15 protein-coding genes are annotated in these 17525 nt (G+C 45.6%); 13 read left to right on the forward strand and 2 right to left on the reverse strand.

What is annotated here, in order from left to right; all coding sequences use genetic code 11:
- Nucleotides 1-27: 27 nt before the first annotated feature.
- From AC5SV9_RS17870 to AC5SV9_RS17915, 10 genes are read left to right on the forward strand one after another with little or no spacing between them, the layout of a single operon-like run.
- Entirely contained in the window at nucleotides 28-660 is a 633-nt protein-coding gene (locus tag AC5SV9_RS17870) for a polysaccharide deacetylase family protein (protein WP_475149107.1), read from the forward strand.
- A gap of 1 nt (nucleotide 661) precedes the next feature.
- A complete protein-coding gene (locus AC5SV9_RS17875; RefSeq protein WP_475149110.1) occupies nucleotides 662-1858 on the forward strand; it encodes a glycosyltransferase family 4 protein in 1197 nt (398 codons plus the stop codon).
- A complete protein-coding gene (locus AC5SV9_RS17880) occupies nucleotides 1851-2354 on the forward strand; it encodes a serine O-acetyltransferase (RefSeq protein WP_475149112.1) in 504 nt (167 codons plus the stop codon). The genes AC5SV9_RS17875 and AC5SV9_RS17880 overlap by 8 nt, the downstream gene beginning before the upstream one ends.
- 21 nt (nucleotides 2355-2375) lie before the next feature.
- Nucleotides 2376-3557 carry a glycosyltransferase family 2 protein gene (locus AC5SV9_RS17885; protein ID WP_475149115.1) on the forward strand — a complete coding sequence of 394 codons (1182 nt, stop codon included), beginning with the start codon at nucleotides 2376-2378 and terminating at the stop codon, nucleotides 3555-3557.
- Nucleotides 3557-4750: a hypothetical protein gene (locus tag AC5SV9_RS17890; protein WP_475149118.1), complete on the forward strand. Its 1194-nt coding sequence runs from the start codon at nucleotides 3557-3559 to the stop codon at nucleotides 4748-4750. The genes AC5SV9_RS17885 and AC5SV9_RS17890 overlap by 1 nt, the downstream gene beginning before the upstream one ends.
- Before the next feature lies 1 nt (nucleotide 4751).
- Nucleotides 4752-5771, forward strand: a complete 1020-nt coding sequence (locus tag AC5SV9_RS17895; RefSeq protein ID WP_475149121.1) for a polysaccharide deacetylase family protein — start codon at nucleotides 4752-4754, stop codon at nucleotides 5769-5771.
- Nucleotides 5768-6925, forward strand: coding sequence for a carboxylate--amine ligase (locus AC5SV9_RS17900; protein ID WP_475149123.1), 1158 nt, complete (start codon nucleotides 5768-5770; stop codon nucleotides 6923-6925). The genes AC5SV9_RS17895 and AC5SV9_RS17900 overlap by 4 nt, the downstream gene beginning before the upstream one ends.
- Nucleotides 6922-8634: an asparagine synthase-related protein gene (locus AC5SV9_RS17905; RefSeq protein ID WP_475149125.1), complete on the forward strand. Its 1713-nt coding sequence runs from the start codon at nucleotides 6922-6924 to the stop codon at nucleotides 8632-8634. The genes AC5SV9_RS17900 and AC5SV9_RS17905 overlap by 4 nt, the downstream gene beginning before the upstream one ends.
- A 1-nt stretch (nucleotide 8635) precedes the next feature.
- Nucleotides 8636-9709: a GNAT family N-acetyltransferase gene (locus AC5SV9_RS17910; RefSeq protein WP_475149127.1), complete on the forward strand. Its 1074-nt coding sequence runs from the start codon at nucleotides 8636-8638 to the stop codon at nucleotides 9707-9709.
- Nucleotides 9697-11061, forward strand: coding sequence for an O-antigen ligase family protein (locus AC5SV9_RS17915; protein WP_475149129.1), 1365 nt, complete (start codon nucleotides 9697-9699; stop codon nucleotides 11059-11061). The genes AC5SV9_RS17910 and AC5SV9_RS17915 overlap by 13 nt, the downstream gene beginning before the upstream one ends.
- Nucleotides 11062-11063: 2 nt before the next feature.
- Here AC5SV9_RS17915 and AC5SV9_RS17920 read toward each other — a convergent pair whose 3' ends face one another.
- Both AC5SV9_RS17920 and AC5SV9_RS17925 read right to left on the reverse strand, forming a co-directional pair.
- Nucleotides 11064-12506, reverse strand: a complete 1443-nt coding sequence (locus AC5SV9_RS17920; protein WP_475149131.1) for an oligosaccharide flippase family protein — start codon at nucleotides 12504-12506, stop codon at nucleotides 11064-11066.
- A 108-nt stretch (nucleotides 12507-12614) separates the two neighbouring features.
- Nucleotides 12615-14021, reverse strand: a complete 1407-nt coding sequence (locus AC5SV9_RS17925; RefSeq protein WP_475149133.1) for a TIGR03013 family XrtA/PEP-CTERM system glycosyltransferase — start codon at nucleotides 14019-14021, stop codon at nucleotides 12615-12617.
- Nucleotides 14022-14201: 180 nt separating this feature from the next.
- Here AC5SV9_RS17925 and AC5SV9_RS17930 point away from each other — a divergent pair, with 180 nt between their 5' ends.
- Genes AC5SV9_RS17930 through AC5SV9_RS17940 form a run of 3 tightly spaced genes read left to right on the forward strand, consistent with a single transcriptional unit; the run spans nucleotide 14202 to nucleotide 17365 of the window.
- The gene (locus AC5SV9_RS17930) at nucleotides 14202-14843 is read left to right on the forward strand and encodes an XrtA/PEP-CTERM system exopolysaccharide export protein (protein ID WP_417707712.1); all 642 of its coding nucleotides are present in this window, start codon (nucleotides 14202-14204) and stop codon (nucleotides 14841-14843) included.
- 39 nt (nucleotides 14844-14882) lie between these two features.
- Nucleotides 14883-16448 (forward strand): XrtA system polysaccharide chain length determinant, encoded by a 1566-nt coding sequence (locus AC5SV9_RS17935; protein ID WP_475149136.1) that lies wholly within the window; start codon nucleotides 14883-14885, stop codon nucleotides 16446-16448.
- Entirely contained in the window at nucleotides 16445-17365 is a 921-nt protein-coding gene (locus tag AC5SV9_RS17940) for an XrtA-associated tyrosine autokinase (RefSeq protein WP_475149139.1), read from the forward strand. Before AC5SV9_RS17935 ends, AC5SV9_RS17940 begins: the two co-directional genes overlap by 4 nt.
- The last annotated feature ends 160 nt before the right edge of the window (nucleotides 17366-17525 follow it).

Raw genomic sequence — 17525 nt, forward strand, 5'->3', positions numbered from 1 at the left:
GCAAATGAAAAATGGAGACAACAAATAATGCGGGTAAGTGGAATTTCGCGTGTGTTACGCGGCCTGATACCTCAATCAATTTTGCGACGAAAATACAGTTCGGGCGAACCTGCACTGTATTTAACGTTTGACGATGGCCCGCATCCAGATGTGACGCCAAGGTTGCTCGATTTGCTTGACAAATATAACGCTAAAGCCAGTTTTTTTCTGATAGGTGTAAATGCAAAACAATATCCTGAGCTAGTTACTGAAATTGCCAAACGTGGGCATACAGTCGCAAATCATAGTTATCAACATCTGGCATTGCCGAAATTATCCTATGAAGCTCAGCTGGCCGAGATAAACCAAAGCGGTCAGGTCATCGAATCTATCTTGCGCAAGCCTTGCATTCATTTTCGCGCGCCAAGAGGACAGTGGAGTTTTCGGGTATTACTTAGCTTGCGTAACATGAGAGTCAAAGCTGTGCACTGGAGCCGTGATTCAATGGATTATCAGAAAGTTGAGCCCGCCGTTATCGTGAAAAATCTGTTGGACAACCCTCTTACTGCTGGCGATATCGTGTTGTTTCATGATGACAATGATTGTTGTATAGCGGCATTGGATGAGCTTCTGCCAGTATGGCAACAGCAGGGGTTTCAATTGAAGTCGCTGGAGTCATGATATGAATATTCTGTTTCATCACCGGACACGTGGTAAAGGCGCTGAAGGTGTGCATATCATGGGGGTTACAAACGGTTTGCGCGCACTTGGGCACAGCGTGCATATTTTGTCGCTTCCCGGTGCGGATCCGGAAGCGGGAAGCGCTGCCTCCGCTGGCGCTCAGCATGACAACACCGCTGCGCCAAAACAGAAAGGCACCCTTGTCAGATGGCTATTAGATTTAACCCGTTATGTACCCGAGGCGGTATTTGAGTTATTTGAATTAGCTTACAATTTGCCGGCGGTATTAAGGCTGCGCCGTGCGGTTAAGTGTCATAACATCACGACCATTTATGAACGTTACTCCTTGTTTATGTTTGCCACTGTATGGTGGGCCAGACGAAAGAACATCCCGGTTATCTTAGAAATCAATGACTCGTGTCTGGTGCATCGGGTTCGGCCACTTTTTTTCCGCGCATTTGCCAGGAAAATAGAAGGCTGGGTGTTCAGAAATGCGACCGGACTGGTTTTTATATCCGGGCACTTTCAGCAAGTTGCTAAAGAGGGGTATCGCAACATAGCACCTTCAGTTATTTCACCAAATGGCGCGGATTTGAACCAGTTTGTTATTGATGAGCAGGCTGCAAAGCAGTTAAGAGAAAAACTGAATATTGATGATAAGGTGGTACTTGGCTATGTCGGTGCCTTTGTGCACTGGCATGGTATTGACTGGTTTGTTGACCTGATAGCCGACAAAATCAAACTGTATCCCGATTTAGTGTTGTTGCTGGTTGGAGACGGCGTAAGCTTTGAACCAATAAAACAGCGTATAGAACAGGCAGGAATAACATCTCAGATCATTTTGACCGGCCGCGTTGCTCACGAAGAAATAGCCACCTACATAGGTGCCATGGACTATGGCATTTTGCCTGACTCTAACGACTACGGTTCGCCAATGAAGTTATTTGAGTTTATGGCGATGGCTAAGGGCATGGTAATACCTGATTTTTCACCTGTTACCGAAGTGGTAAAAGATAATGAGACAGGTTGGTTGTTTCCGGCAAATGATAAAAACGCCTGTATTGCACGTGTGCTGCAGCTTGTTGCTGATAAAGCACAGCAACGCCGGGTAGGAGCGAATGCGCGGCACTATATCGAGCAGCACCGGCAATGGAAACATAACGCAGAACAGCTGCTGGGGTTGTTGCCAGATGCATAAACTGATTGCAGATTTACGTCGCAAGCAACAGATCTTTCATGAAGATGGTGCTAATGTCAGTATGCTAAGGGTTGTCATGGCCGATGGTACCTGTGCAAATGTGCTGTATCGTTTAATGCGTTGGCTCGCTGAAATGAAGTTATCACCGCTAGCTTACCTGTGTTATCAGTTGAATAAACTGCTCAATGGGTGTGTTATCGGAATAGGGGCAGATTTTGGCCCGGGCTTTGTCTTGATGCACCCGGTTGGTGTGGTTATCAACTCGAAAGTGCGGGGGGAGAGTAATATTACCATTGAAAGTGGTGTTGTTATTGGTGACGAAAAAGGCCGCTCTCCAGTGCTTGGTAATGATATTTTCATTGGCGCCGGCGCTAAAGTAATTGGTCCGGTTCATATTGGCAATAAAGTGAAGATTGGCGCGAATGCTGTAGTAACCAAGTCTGCGCCTGAATCGGCTACGATGCTTGGTGTGCCGGCCAGGCCATATTTACGTTAATTAAGGAAAGGCAGTATAACCATGGAATGGGTGTTTTGGGGCAGTATCGCAGTAATACTCTACAGTTATTTCATATATCCGCTGCTGCTCATGGCTGCCAGTTCACTGGTTCAGCTATGGCGCGATAACAGCTATATCTGGCGCGGTGTAAACCAGCGCAGTGTCCAGCACACTGCCGATGACAGCCTGCCTGCTGTCACAGTGGTCATCGCTGCATACAACGAGCAAAGTTGTATAGCTCAGCGCGTTACAAACATCCTGAGTCAGGATTATCCACAACATAAGCTTACGTTGTTAGTCGGCTCTGACGGCAGCAAAGACCGCACGGCAGACATTCTTGCCGACATCAAAGACCCCAGGTTACAGGCGCATTTATTCACTGAAAATCGCGGCAAGGTCAGCGTATTGAATGAGCTGCTAAGTTTGGTTAAGACCGAGATAACTGTATTAACCGATGCGAACACTGTATTTAAACCTGATACTATCCGCCGTCTGGTCAGACACTTCTCCGACCCCGCTGTAGGCGCCGTATGCGGTGAACTGCAATTAGTGGACGCTGAAACCGGCAACAACCGTGACGGTGTGTATTGGCGCTATGAACGGTTATTGAAGTTCCACGAGTCCAGGATTAATGCGCTTTTGGGTGCTAATGGGGCTAACTACGCAATCAGGCAGTCGCTGTACGAGCCTTTGCCTGCCAATACTATTGTTGATGATTATAAAATAGCCATGAATGTTGCCCGTCAGGGATACGTGCTGAAATATGATCCTGAAGCCATTGCGACAGAAGAGAGCGCGCCGACTATTAAGGATGAGATGGGCCGCAGGATCAGGATTGGTCTTGGTAATTATCAGGCTTGTTTTAGTATGCCCTGGCTGCTGAGCCCCAAAAATGGTGCCCGTTTATTCAGCTACATCAGCCATAAAGTTATGCGCTGGTTTGTACCGCATATGATGATCGCTGCAGCCGTCAGCAATGTTTTTTTATTGGATAAACCCAAGTATATGCTGATGTTTATTCTGCAGGTTCTGTTTTATTTACTGGCGTTTTACGGTTATCAGAAGCATAAGGCTGGAAAGCTATTATCAACGCCACTGGCGTTAGTTGTGTTTTTCGTATCAATGAATTATGCATTGGCGCTAGGTTTTAAACGGTATTTTTCAACAAATATTCAGGGTAACTGGCAGAGGACAGAAAGGTAATGTGGGTGTTATTGGTATTTATTGTTGTTGCCGCCGGATTTACATTTCTGGCAATCGTTCGTCAGAAGAATATGCAGAACTGGTTGTGGAACTATATCCGCCATCTTTCAAAGAGACCAGCTCAGGTAAATGGGCCAAAACACATATTATTTTGTTTTGTCGATCATTATGAACCTCAGTGGGGACGTAATATTTCATTGGAGCAGGAAAGAGCCAGGGTTGACAGGTGGTTTAATGAATACCCGGTAATTGCCAGCCAGTTTAAAGATGCTGATGGCTGTTTTCCGAAGCATTGTTTTTATTATCCGGAAGAGGAATATCGCTATGAGCATCTGGCGAAGATATCTGATCTTTGCTACCGCGGTTTTGGTGAAATTGAGGTGCATCTGCATCATGATAATGACACCAGCGATAACTTACGTAAGACACTAACTGATTTCACAGAAATGCTGCATCGTGAGCATGGTGCTTTTGTGCGCAATGCCGATACCGGCAAGCTCAGCTACAGTTTCATACATGGTAACTGGTGCCTGAACAACTGCCGCCCAGACGGACGTTGGTGCGGTGTAAACGATGAACTGATTGTATTAAAAGAAACCGGCTGTTATGCCGATTTCACTTTCCCCTCTGCGCCGAGTGATACTCAGCCCGCTATGGTCAATGCCATTTACTATGCCAAAGACAAGCCGGGGCTTCCTAACTCGCACAATATTGGCCAGCCGGTTGCGGTAAATGCTCAGCCCTGGGGTGACCTGATGATGATTACCGGGCCAATAGGCCTGAATTGGAAAGTCCGAAAAAAAGGCGTATTCCCTCAGATCGAGAATTCAGACATTCGCACCAGTATGCCCCCAACATCGGAGCGGGTAGATTTGTGGGTGCAATCTGATATTCATGTGCAAGGCAGGCCAGAGTGGATATTTGTTAAGGTGCACACACACGGCACGCAAGAAGAAGACATGGATACGTTACTGGGTGCTCCTTTTGCAAGCATGTGTCAGCATTTACAGAACACGTATAACGATGGAGAAAACTACGTACTGCATTATGTCAGTGCGCGGGAGATGTACAATATTGCAAAGGCTGCTGAAGCTGGTGAGAGTGGAAACCCGAATGATTTCCGCGATTATATTATTGCTAAGCCAGCATATAAGCCTTTGTCTGATAAGGGACAGAGTACAAAGGAAATGTAATATGAACATCAAGGGCAGTAGCAGATCAGCGATTGAAATTATTTCAGGTCACATGGCTTTGAAATGGCAACGACGACCAAATGGACTTTATTGCTTCAATTATCATCGTATAGGTCATGCGGCTGACTCTGAATTCGACCCTAATGTGTTCAGTTGCTCTGAGGAGCGTTTTGCGCAGCATTTAAAGCTATACAAGCAGGATTTTGATGTTGTCAGTATTGACGAATTAATCGCTTTACATATTAACCGGCAGAAGATTAAAGAGCGTTTGGCCGTTATTACCTTTGATGATGGCTATATTGATAATTATCTTGTGGCCTATCCCATGCTGAAGTCAGCGGGCATTTCGGCAGGTTTTTTTGTGTCGACCGATTATATTGATAAGCCTGAAACCCCCTGGTGGGATGAAGTAGGCTGGATAGTACGCCACGCGGATGCAAAAACAGTCAAACTGCCGCATTGGTCTCAGTCAGTGAATATTGCTGATGGATCTATCCGGATGCGGGTAAGGCGGTTACTAAGAGCGGTTAAGCAAGACAACAGCCTGGGTATGACAGAAAAACTGACACAACTTAAACAGCTGTTGCAACTTGATAGCAAGCATATGCCTAAGCCGACCGATCTGTTTATCAACTGGGCGCAGTTGAAAGAAATGGCCGACAACGGCATGCATATCGGCTCTCATACTCTGTCGCATAATATTCTTTCCCACTTAAGTGTGGAGAAACAGTTAATTGAGTTGACGCAGTCAAAGCAGCGGCTGGAAACCATGCTGAATTGTAACGTTAGCTCAGTGGCTTATCCGGTTGGCGGCACAGACTCTTTTACTCAAGAAACTCAGCAACTGGTACACCAGGCGGGATATCAGCTGGCATTCTCGTTCATGTCGGGGGTGAATACTGATTTAAGTGTTAACAACCGGTTTCAGCTGCGACGATTTCCAATAGAAGAAGACGCCTCACGCTGGCAGTTGAAGCAGATGGTAAACCGGTTTTTCACGTTGTGGACAAATGAGATATGAGTGCCACTACCGTGGTGTTAAGCGCTGGCCCCAATGGTCTGGGTGTGACGCGAAGCTTATACCTTAAAGGGATCCGGCCGGTAGTGATTAGCCGCCAGAGTGATGATGTTGTAAATTACTCCCGCCTGCCTGCTCGCAAAATTGTACTACCTGAAAAAGATACCGAGTCTGCCTTGCTGCAGACGCTGCTGGCACTGCCTCAGGCTGCTATTGTTATCCCCACTTCTGATTGGTTTGTCAGCTTTCTGGCGGAGAACAGCGAGAGGTTGAGTCAGCATATCCGCTTTTTATTGCCATCGCCTGATATTGCCAGGATGCTGATTGATAAAGCCGCTGAGACCGAAACTGTCTCGTCAATACTGCCCCTGCCCAAAACGATACAGAGATTAACCGATTTAACAGCGTTAATGGATAATCTGCGCTTACCGGTAATTATTAAACCACGTTCTCATCAGCATATGGTTCTGGGCAGCAAAAACCGCATACTGGGTAATGTACAGGAAGTGACAGATTTTTTTGTTCAGTACCAAACGCAACTGGAGCATTTAATTGCCCAGGAGGTTGTACCTGGTGACGATGACTGCCAGTGGGTTTGCAATTGTTTCTTCGACTACAACTCGGACTTAGTACAAGCTTTCAGCTTTAACCGGCTGCGGTTATCGCCTTCCCATTATGGCGTAACCAGTTATGCCATAAGTCAGTACAATGAAGACGTTATTGCACTGAGCAAAAAGCTTGGTAAAGCATTGGGTTATGTTGGTCCGGCAATGGTTGAATTTAAGTTTGATAGCCGTGATAACTGCTACAAATATATCGAGCTAAATCCGCGCCTGGGCATGTGTAACTATTTTGACACCCGCTGTGGTATTAACAATGCTCACGCTTATTGGCAGTTGCTCAATGATGAGGTACTGAACTATAGCGTGCAGATGAAAAACGAAGTGATTTTTGTCAGCCTGTATGAGGATTTTTTCTCCCGGCGCAAGGATGGTGAAAGTGTCAGGCAGATTTTCGCAGCCTACCTTAACGATTTTTTTAAGCCTCATGTGTTTATTTATCACACCTGGTGGGACCCGGCACCTTCTGCCCGAATGCTGCTCAGACAGCTGACCCGCTTACTAAAAGCTCTGCTAAGGAAGGCCAGAGTAATATGAATAACGACTTTATCTGTATCAGCCAGGACAAAATGACAGAAGCCAGTGGCCATTTCATGGCGGGCCAGCAGTGGCTGTCTTATCGTGGTGAAACAACAGTCTGTGAGGATGAGCAAGGGGTATTGCTACTGTTTGGCTATGTGCATAATCAGGATTTTAATGCTACGCCAGCGTATTGGTTAAATCTGCTGCAGCATGATAATGAACAGCTGTTGGCGGCGGCAAACATGCTGGACGGTGCATATAACCTGCTGCTGTTAAATAAAAACACTGGTCATTGCAGCTTGATTACCGATCGGCTCGGTTGCCACCGTTTGTATTATTATCAAAGCGCTAAGGTTATCTGGTTAAGTACTGATTTGTTGTATATCGCCACTAAAGCCGGGCCGAGTCATTTCGACCGCTATGGTTTGATGGAAACACTGCATTTTCGCTGGTTAACCGGTCAGCATTCACTAATTGAAAATGTGAAAAAACTGCCCCATGCTGCAGTCGTTACCTTGCAGGCGGGGAAACCGCCAGCGCTAGAACGACGTTTTGGTTTGTTACCTGCCAGAAACATACAGGCCGGCAAAACGCTATTGGCTCATGCCGACGCCGTTCAGCAATTACTTTGTACTAACATTGCAACTTCTGTAAAACAGACTGATCGTGTCGCAGTATTGCTAAGTGGCGGCGTCGACTCGTCCGTGTTATTGGGGATCTGTTGCCAGCTTAAACTGAATGTCGTTGCTGTAACACCGGTGCATGACAATCATTCTAATCCGGAATTAGAAACGGCAAAACAATTTGCCCGTGAATTGGGAGTCGAGCACAGAATAGTACCGGTAAAAGATGACCTGCTGGAACCTCTATTCTGTGATACAGTGCAATGCCTTGCCGGTGCACCCCGCAGCCACAGTGCAATTTCGCTGTTGTATATTATGCGCCAGCTTGCAGGTGAGTTTGATAAAGTGTTGTATGGCGAAGGTGCGGATACCTTATTTGGCTCCAGAGCCGTTAAGCACTTCACCAGACGGTATCAAAAGCATCTTAAGTTAAAGCGGCTGATGCGGGTATTACCCGGCTCTGGATTGATAACGCGGCGGCTACCTTCCGGCTCCAGGTTAAGGAAGCTAACAGACTTTGATGTTCAGCAAGACACTATATCTTCGATAAAGCTGACGCTTCAGCCTGCCACAGATACGGCGCTGGCAGACGATTTGCGGTTAGACAGCTCTGCCATATTACAGCAGTTTAATACTGACAGCGCGGTTTTCACTAATTTTGATGGTGCTGTGCGCTATGTGAAACAGGTTGTATTCTCCAGTGATGTTGTTAACCACTTCTTTGAGATAAGCCGTCTGGCAGATTTGTATGATTTACAGTTGGTTAATCCGTTTGTTTGCTGGCCGGTCATGCATTATGCCTCGCAGTTACCTGACGAATATTATTTGGGCGGCGATTTTGTAAAGCCGGTACTGCGTAAAATTGGTGAGCAATTCTATACAACGCAGCTTATGTACTTACCCAAATTTGGCTTTCCTGTCCCGCACAAACATTGGCTTGATACCTCGCTGAGCAAGCTGTCCCGGCAAGCAGTGACGTTTTTTAACGTGCCGGATGTGTGGGCAGAGGATACTGAGATGATCTGGACACTGACCGGACTATACCTTTTAGCATTACGTGCTGATATTACCCCTTGTCGTCTGACTAACGGTGCTGATTGACGTGAGTAACAGCAATACAGCGCCTGTAGTTTGGCGCAGACTTTCCTCAGTATCAGAACTGTCGGCCGTGAGTGAAAAGTGGCATTTACTCAATCAGCAGTGCGGGGGCGTGCTATTTTGTTCGCCGCAGTGGCAATTGCATTGGGTGTCATGCTTTTGGCAGGCGGATTGGCAGTTAGAAACCTGGATATGCACCAGTGGTGACAATCTGGTAGCGATATTGCCTTGTTATACTCAACCTGATGAAAGAAATAGAAAGCGCGTTATGTTTCCACTGGGGCAGGGCGAAGCAGAAGAGTGCGAGGTGGCATCTGAGTTTGTGGATTTGCTGATTGCGCCTGACTGGCCTCAGCTGCTGCCTGAACTGGCGCGCCTGTTAACCTCTTCAGGCCGGCCACGTATCAGATGGCGGGCTGTTAACGCAGGCGCAAATGTTCTGCAGTTAGCCCATGCGCTGGGGCATTCCGTAGTGCAAGCATCGGGTTACAGGTATCTGCATAGCCGTGAGCATGATTTTAAACTGGCTTCACAATTAGAACGCAAATGGCAGAAAATTGTCCGGTATGAGAGTAAAAAAAGGGCACATTTTTACTGGCTTAACAAACAGGAAGCCTGCGATATGTGGCCCGAACTCAAACGGCTGCATCAGCTACGTTGGAATCGTAAAGGCAGGCAAGGCGCTTTTATCAGCGCTGTTTTTAATCAGTTTCATCAGATGCTGCTTTTACAGCAGGCTGACAGCTGCGCTATGGCCGTGTTAAAAATTGACGGTGAGCTAGCTGCAATACATTACTATCTTAAAAGTACGGATTATATGCATTTCTATCAGGCTGGTTGGGCAGAGCCGTTTTCTGGTTTTTCGCCCTCTGCAATGTTACACCTGTGGGCCGCTCGTCAGATGAATAACCTTGCTTACGACTTCATGCTGGGCGCAGCTAAGAGTTATAAACAAGATTTCTGCAATCAGAAACAACTATGCTATCAGCTGGATGTTTACGCTGACGTAGTATCGTATGCGCTGGCAATATTAAGAAAGTTAAAGAGACAAGCAGGACGTTTAAAATGGCTATCGTAAACAGTAATACCCGTCTGATTGTGCAGGAACGGACAGATGCGTTTTTCCCTTTTCTATTTTTATGCCTGTACATGGTTTTGATTCTGGTGCGGCCGCACGAGTGGCTGCCTCAACTGCAGGATCTACCTGTAATCCGCTTGTCGTTACTACTGGCTTTTTTTAGCTACCTGGTATTGCAACAGGATAAGAAATTCCCGCCACAAACCCTGTGTTGTATGTTGCTGGTATTAGTGATGCTGTTGTCAGGAATTCGCAATGGCTGGCTTGGTGGCGGTATAACCAGCGCGAATAATTTTATTATTTCAGGGGTGTTACCGATAATTGTTTTTAGCGGTTTAACGACTACCGTTGCCCGCACCAGAATGTTAATGCTGATAGCTATTATCGCGGCTATGGTGATGGTAAATAACGGAATATCACAGAAGAATAGTTCTGTAGGTATCGGCTGGGCGGGTAGTGCGCTGTCATGGCTGGATAGGATCACCTATGTCGGTTTCTTTAACGACCCTAATGATTTAGGGATGTTCTTTGTAATGACATTACCCTTTGTAGTGTTGTTTTTTTTGCAAGGAGGCTTTCTGGTTAAAGTGATTTCAGCTTTAAGCGGAGCCTACATCCTGTATGGTGTTTATCTTACGAACTCTCGTGGAGCACTGGTGTCTCTGGTTGCAATGGCTGCTGTTTTCAGTTACCTGAACTGGGGTAAATTGAAAACGGTTCTCACCGGATTGTTACTGTCCCCGGCTTTGATCTTTATCTTTATGAAATTCCGCTCTATTGATGTTGATGAGGAATCTGCTGCCGGGCGTGTTGATTCCTGGTACGAAGGCATGCAACTGTTTTTCTGGCGCCCGATACTCGGAGTTGGACAGGGTAATTTCCTCGATTATCACCATATTACTGCGCATAACTCCTATGTATTGACGTTAGCTGAGTTGGGGCTTAGTGGATATTTTCTTTGGATGGTATTCTTACTGCTTACGTTGTACATGGTATATCCGCAACGTCAGCTAAATACGATAACATTACCAACAGTACCGGAAAGTTTTGCCTCCTACCGCGAGCAGGAAGCCTTTACCAAGCAATACAATCGTGTCAAAGCTCAGAAGTGGTACAGTGACTGTATGTTCTATTCTATGGTGGGGTTTGCCGGCACAGTCTTTTTCCTCAGCCGGACATATTCTGTGGTAGGTTACGTTTTTGCTGGGATCGCTATAGCGCAGTATTATCAGGTTGCAAAGTTTACAGGTCTGAATCCTTTACCGTCATTAAAAAACATCATGACACGTATCTTGTGGCTGACCTTGCTGAGTATATTTGTGTTGCTTATCGCAATCCGGGTCATGTTGTAGCATTAGCGTGATGAGATGGCCTGCTTAAGCTCGACCAAGGTGCGCCGGTCAAGTACAAGCAGGCTAATGATATAACTTACACTACCCGCGCCAACCAGCAGAAACAGATTGATCAGATTTATTTCTGTCAGGTACAACTTTAACAGAAATACCGTTGCGACCATGACGGCACCGCAGCTAATAATTTTGCCGACGCTGCGGACGAATGCCCCCAATGGGAACTGGAATAGCTTGCTGTACCTGGATAGTACAATAATATATGCCAGCGGAAACCCAACAACCCATGCTAAAGCAAGACCGGTAGCGCCGAACTGATGTAGTGAAAGCAAAGCTACAGCCATAAATACAATTAAATAAAGCGTGTTTACGATAAGATAGTTAATGTGCCCCAAAGCCTTAGCAGCCGGCTGAAATAGCTCCTCACTAAAGCGCAGCGGCATTAACATCAATACCAGCGTGGTGGGAATTATAGCGGCATCCCATTTATTACCGATAATTGACGGCAGCAAATAGTCACTTACCGAGGCTAATCCCCAGAAAATAGGCAGCGTAAATATCAGCCCCAGGCGCTGTGCTTTAACAATAAAATGAGTGATCTTAGCTGGTTGATCTTGAATTTGAGAAAACGCCGGAAAAGAAATTTCTTTAATCAGTGGTAGTATTTTCTTCTGTGGCATCAGGGCGAAGTTGAGTGCCACGGTAAATATACCTATTTCAGCAGTACTAAGTAGCAAGCCGCCAATTGCAATATCCAGATGAATGAAAACATACCAAAGCAGAGTGAAAACGGACATTAAGCCGCCGAAGCGGATAAGAGGCAGGCTATCGCGGACTCTGAACGTGGGTAAGCAGGGGGCAGGGTGGTAAATTAGCAAAAGGGTCACTCTTAATGCTATCGCAATAATTTCGCCATACACCAAAGCCCAAAAACCATGGCCGTAAATAGCCAGTAGCAGGGTACTGACTGCTGCAACAATGTTAGAGACTGCCGCAATCAGAGCAAGCTTTTTAAATGCCATTTGCCGCCTTAACAGTGCTGTAGGAACAGTTTCCAGTGCCAGCAGCAGAAAACACCAGGCATTCACTTTTAGTACGTCGGCTACATAAGCGTTATTGTATAAATTAGCCACAGTGTCAGCCAGCAGATACTGACAACAAAACAACAGTGTGTATATGCTGAGTGTCACGCCGAAATAAGAAGATATAGCTGAACGTTCTAAAGTTTTTGCTTGTATAAGTGGGCTGATTGCAATAGTAGACGCAATGGTCATTAATAAACTGAAAAGAATATCAGCCAGTGCGACTATGCCGTAGTCTTCCGGCGTCAGGATGCGGATAACCCAGAATGTAAGTACCCAGCGTAAAGTTTGTGTTGTTGCTCTTCCCAGTGCTACCCATTTAAGTGAGTGCAGCACTTTGTTCTTAAGCGCGTTGTTATCGCTCATTCTGATTAGATGCGCCTATTATCAAGAAACAATGTCATTGTTGGATTATGCAGCGAATAAACAGTGTACAGAAAATAGCCAGTTCCTGGTAATTAGACTAGCGGGGACTTAACGTCCCCGGCCAAATAATACTATTTCAACTGTGCGGATCAGAATAACAAGATCCAGCATCAGGCTGCGATGCTTTATATAGTACAGGTCGAACTTCAACTTTTCCTGCGCATCTTCCGCTGTGGAACCATAAGGATATTTTAGTTGCGCCCAACCAGTGAGCCCCGGTTTTACATTGTGGCGGTTGTTATAGTAAGGAATGTCTTTCGCCAGTTGGACAACAAACTCAGGTCTTTCAGGACGCGGCCCGACAAATCCCATCTCACCTTTTAAAACGTTGAACAGCTGAGGTAGCTCATCGATACGGTACTTACGAATAAACTGCCCGACGCGTGTAACGCGACTATCATTGGCTGAGGCCCACTGAGCACCATTTTTCTCCGCGTCTGGTCGCATACTGCGGAATTTCAGGATGTAAAAAGGGTTTCCATCGATGCCGACACGTATCTGCCTGTAAAAAATAGATACTGAGTGTTTCCGACCATCTTCAAGGTATATCAGCAGTGCAGTTATCAGCATAATTGGCCAGGTAACCAACAGCAATGACACCGCAAGCACGACATTTAACAGGTAACCTAAACTTGTTCTGAAACGAGGATTAGACGATAAGCCGTTTGAGTGAATAATCCAGCTTGGATATATCAGGTTAACAGCAATCTGGCCAGTTTCGTTCTCAATGAAATCGAGTATCTCGATAATATCGATACCCCGGGTCTTACACTTAAATAACGCTTCTACGGGCAGCATGTTGCGACGCTCATCACATGCAATAACCAACTGATCAATTTTATTTTCCGTAACGAATTTGAACAGGTCATTGCTGTAATCGATAGTTAGCTGGCGCTGAGGTTGGATGGCAGCCGATTTGTCACCCTCAACCCGAACGTAACCTACGATTTCAAAATCACGTCTGTCGACATTACGGCGCATTCTGCGCTCGATAATTGAAGCACGTTCCCCGGCACCAAGTACCAAAACTCTGCGACGACTTATACGATTAATATCATGGTACTGGCAAAAGGCCCGGAAACCAGATATTAACACCGCAGCTATCAATGATGCCCATAGTAAGTACAAGCTACCGATTCGGAAAGCCGGGAACAGCTGAAATATGATGAACTCTAAAAGTATGGTGCTGAACAGTAAGGTGATAACAACGCGTTTTACTATTCCTTTATTACCTTCGCGTAGCTTGTGATCGTATAAGCCAACTGACAGAGCACATAACATAACTGCCGCAGCAAATATGACTATATTCACTAACTGAATATCTAAAGATACCGGAGAGTAACTGGAGTGGTACAGAGAACTTGCCAACCAGCTCGACAGACAAAGAAGAGCCAATTCACCTGACAAGAAAAGTTTGTCAGCAATAGATTTCCTTCCATAGCGACTAGCATTCATTTTAACGACATCCTTGTGCATCCATTGCAATTATGCTTTTTACCAAAGTATCAGAGTAACAAGCGAGCTTAGTTTAGCCCAGATCGCACAGCTTTTACAGATACAACCAAAAATTAATTTGCAATTCTCACGTCAAAGGAGCGAATATATAAGCTATATTCAGATCGAATTTGCAAAAGGATGAGCATTATTATGGCATTAGTAGCATCTTGGAAAAGTGGTATTACACTATTTTTTTTAGCCTTAATAACCGGTTGTAGCAGCACTTATTTGCCCAACGCAACAGTTCATAACTCTCTTACTACCTCAGTAAATAACTACCAGTACCTGATCGGCCCTAATGACAGTGTCACCATATTTGTCTGGCGAAATCCAGAGTTGTCGGGCAGTTTTATTGTCAGGCCAGATGGTAAAATTTCTACTTCGTTAGTTGAAGACGTGGCCGTAAGCGGTAAGACACCTACTCAGTTGGCGCGAGAGATGGAGTCGATATTAAGTAAGTACATCCGTGACCCTGTCGTAACAGTATCAGTAACGAATTTCGTCGGTCCTTACAGCGAACAAATAAGGGTTATAGGTGCAGCTGCAAATCCTCAGGCAATTAGTTACAGAGAATATATGACGCTGCTGGACCTGATGATTGCAGTCGGCGGCCTGACTGAATTCGCCGATGGAAATGCAGCAAAACTGGTTCGGGTTTCCAATGGAACGCAATTGACCTACGATCTTAGGTTGGACGATTTAATCCGTGATGGTAACATCGCAGCCAACGTTGATATGCTGCCAGGCGATATTGTGATAATCCCTGAGGCATGGTTTTAAAACGCTGTCATAAGTAGTAATGCCGTCATGGAGTGACAAATGAAACAACTTACAGAAGCTATTGAGCAGATTTCAACCTACAGCCGTGGTATCTGGCTGCACAGGCGCTATGTCATTATAACGGCTTGGCTGGCCTGTATCCTGGGCTGGTATGTCGTACACGAGCTTCCTCCTGTATATGAAGCTGAGTCCAAGCTGTATGTCGAAACTGAAACAATGCTGGAGCCTTTGCTCAAAGGTATTGCTATCAGAAATAATCAGGACCAGGAGATTAAACTCCTAGCCAGGACCTTGCTTAGTCGTCCTAATCTAAAGAAAATCGCCCGTGAAACTGACCTCGATATTGAAGCCGTTAATGATAAACAGTACGAAGCTTTGATCGACTCTCTAATGGAAGATATTGTTATTGCATCTTCCGGTCGTGAAAATATTTACGTTATTACCTACCATAACCGGTCTCCTCAGCTTGCTTTAAAGGTTGTGCAAGCAACGTTGAATACCTTTGTTGAAAATAGACTGGGTACGTCCAGGGCTGACTCCAAAGGCGCTGAGAAATTTCTCAGTGAGCAGATTGCTGAATATGAAGCAAGGTTGATTGAAGCTGAACGCAAGCTATCTGAATTTAAGAAAAATAAAATGTTTATGATGCCAAGTGCGGAGAGTAATTACTACGCCCGACTGAGCGCAGAAAAACAGAACCTTGAAACTGCTATGCTGGAGTTGCAACAACTGGAGACCCGTTTGGAATTGGCGCGAGCGCAGCTGGTGCCTGTTTCGCAAAATGGCGCATCCGTTGTTCCACCGGATTTTGTAACGCCGTTTGACGAACGAATAGCATCGCTGAACACCAATCTTGACAACTTGCTAATAAAATTCACCGAGAACCATCCTGATGTTGTGGAAACACAAAGGCTGTTAAGTTTTCTTAAAAAGCAACGTGAAGAAATGCTGGCCGAACTTGCTTCAAGTGAACAAAGTACAGGTACGGCTAATGAATATATTCAGCAGCTTAAGCTAAATGTTTCCGAGTTGGAGTCTCAGGTTGCATCAGCCTCAGTCAAAGTGGATGCTTATGCGCGCAAAGTGAAAGAGTTTGAAAGTCGCTTAAGCCAGATACCTGAAATTGAGGCGGAGTTTACCGGGCTTAACCGTGATTATGAAATTAACCGCTCCCAATATGAAGCGCTGCTTACCCGCAGAGAAGCCGCTGAGCTGGCAAGGAAAGCTGATGTATCAGAGCAGGATGTTCAGTTTAGGGTCATAGACCCTCCCAGGGTACCTATCACACCCTCAGGCCCGAAACGATTGTTACTTTATACAGCCGTGTTACTAGGCGGATGCTTCCTCGGTATAGCTGTGGCTTTTATACGCAGTCAGATATCGCCTACGCTTATCGCGGTATCGCAATTGAAAACTATCTCTGAAATACCTGTGTTCGGATTAGTATCGCATACGAATAAACAGCAATTGATCCGCAGTATGCGCATGCATTTCATTTATTTTGTGCTATTAACAGGAACGTTGTTTGCCGTCTATGCAATGATCATGGTTAGCGAGTTGCTTTTTGGTGGTACAGCAGAAACGATATCGAGGGTTTTTAAGTGAGCATTATAGAAAAAGCACTGGATAAGCAGCTGTCTGTCAAGGATGCTTCAACATCTAATCAATCTGAATCTACAGCACGTGAAGAAACAGCGCTTAGAGAAAGTATTCCAGAGCGTGCGGGAAGCGCAGCTGCAGCACGGTCGGTTACACCGGAGAATTCGGCAGAACAAGCTAGTCAAAACAGTTCACGTAGTGTGGAGTTGGATTTGGCAGATCTTGAAAGACGCCACTTTGTTTCTTTGTCGCCAAAACGCCGCGTAATAAATGAAGAGTTTAGTGTTATAAAGCGTAAGCTTATTAATAATGCGTTTGGCCCATTAAGTAAGTCTTTGAAACACTCAAACTTAATTTTAGTAAGTAGTTCCCGCCCCGGAGAAGGAAAAACCTTCACTTCTATCAATCTGGCGTTGAGTATCGCCCTTGAGCAAGATAAAACCGTGTTGCTGGTGGACACAGATGTTCTGAGACCTCAGGTGGCAAAGACGCTTGGTATAGAAAATGATCTGGGCCTGACGGATTACCTGTCTTCAGATAACATTGATGTACAGGATATTATTCTGTCGACCAATGTTGAACGTTTGAAGCTGATTACTGCCGGTCGGGCGCACCATTTATCTACTGAGCTTTTGGCCAGCCAGAAAATGGCAGATCTTGCCCGAGAGTTTGCTACACGCTACAAAGACCGGATCGTGTTATTCGATGCACCTCCTTTATTGGGGGTCAACGAAACTGCTGTTGTCGCCATGATGTGCGGACAGGCAATTATTGTACTGGAAGAAAACAGATCGAAACTGTCTGAAATTGAGCAATCAATAGCCTTAATACCACCAGAGATCGCAGTGGGATTTGTGATTAATAAAGCCCACCGTACTCAAATTGGCGATTATGGATACGGATATTACTATGGTGGTGCCTAAACAACCTTTGCGGGTTTGGCCGACTGTAGTTGCCTGTTGCCTGTTTGGTAATATCGTGCATGCAGGTGATTGGCAGCTTAATCCAGGCATAATTGCTGACAGCTATCTTTACCAGCTTAAGCAGCAGGATTATGCAAGCTGGGATGAGGGGGCAGCATTA

The organism is Rheinheimera sp. ATLC3 (assembly GCF_059429535.1).

What these genes read in the sequence shown, in the direction of transcription:
- AC5SV9_RS17870 (WP_475149107.1), top strand. Translation starts at nt 28, where the DNA reads ATGCGGGTAAGTGGAATTTCGCGTGTGTTACGCGGCCTGATACCTCAA.
- AC5SV9_RS17875 (WP_475149110.1), top strand. Translation starts at nt 662, where the DNA reads ATGAATATTCTGTTTCATCACCGGACACGTGGTAAAGGCGCTGAAGGT.
- AC5SV9_RS17935 (WP_475149136.1), top strand. Translation starts at nt 14,883, where the DNA reads ATGAAACAACTTACAGAAGCTATTGAGCAGATTTCAACCTACAGCCGT.
- AC5SV9_RS17890 (WP_475149118.1), top strand. Translation starts at nt 3,557, where the DNA reads ATGTGGGTGTTATTGGTATTTATTGTTGTTGCCGCCGGATTTACATTT.
- AC5SV9_RS17885 (WP_475149115.1), top strand. Translation starts at nt 2,376, where the DNA reads ATGGAATGGGTGTTTTGGGGCAGTATCGCAGTAATACTCTACAGTTAT.
- AC5SV9_RS17895 (WP_475149121.1), top strand. Translation starts at nt 4,752, where the DNA reads ATGAACATCAAGGGCAGTAGCAGATCAGCGATTGAAATTATTTCAGGT.
- AC5SV9_RS17930 (WP_417707712.1), top strand. Translation starts at nt 14,202, where the DNA reads ATGAGCATTATTATGGCATTAGTAGCATCTTGGAAAAGTGGTATTACA.
- AC5SV9_RS17900 (WP_475149123.1), top strand. Translation starts at nt 5,768, where the DNA reads ATGAGTGCCACTACCGTGGTGTTAAGCGCTGGCCCCAATGGTCTGGGT.
- AC5SV9_RS17915 (WP_475149129.1), top strand. Translation starts at nt 9,697, where the DNA reads ATGGCTATCGTAAACAGTAATACCCGTCTGATTGTGCAGGAACGGACA.
- AC5SV9_RS17880 (WP_475149112.1), top strand. Translation starts at nt 1,851, where the DNA reads ATGCATAAACTGATTGCAGATTTACGTCGCAAGCAACAGATCTTTCAT.
- AC5SV9_RS17925 (WP_475149133.1), bottom strand. Translation starts at nt 14,021, where the DNA reads ATGAATGCTAGTCGCTATGGAAGGAAATCTATTGCTGACAAACTTTTC.
- AC5SV9_RS17905 (WP_475149125.1), top strand. Translation starts at nt 6,922, where the DNA reads ATGAATAACGACTTTATCTGTATCAGCCAGGACAAAATGACAGAAGCC.
- AC5SV9_RS17920 (WP_475149131.1), bottom strand. Translation starts at nt 12,506, where the DNA reads ATGAGCGATAACAACGCGCTTAAGAACAAAGTGCTGCACTCACTTAAA.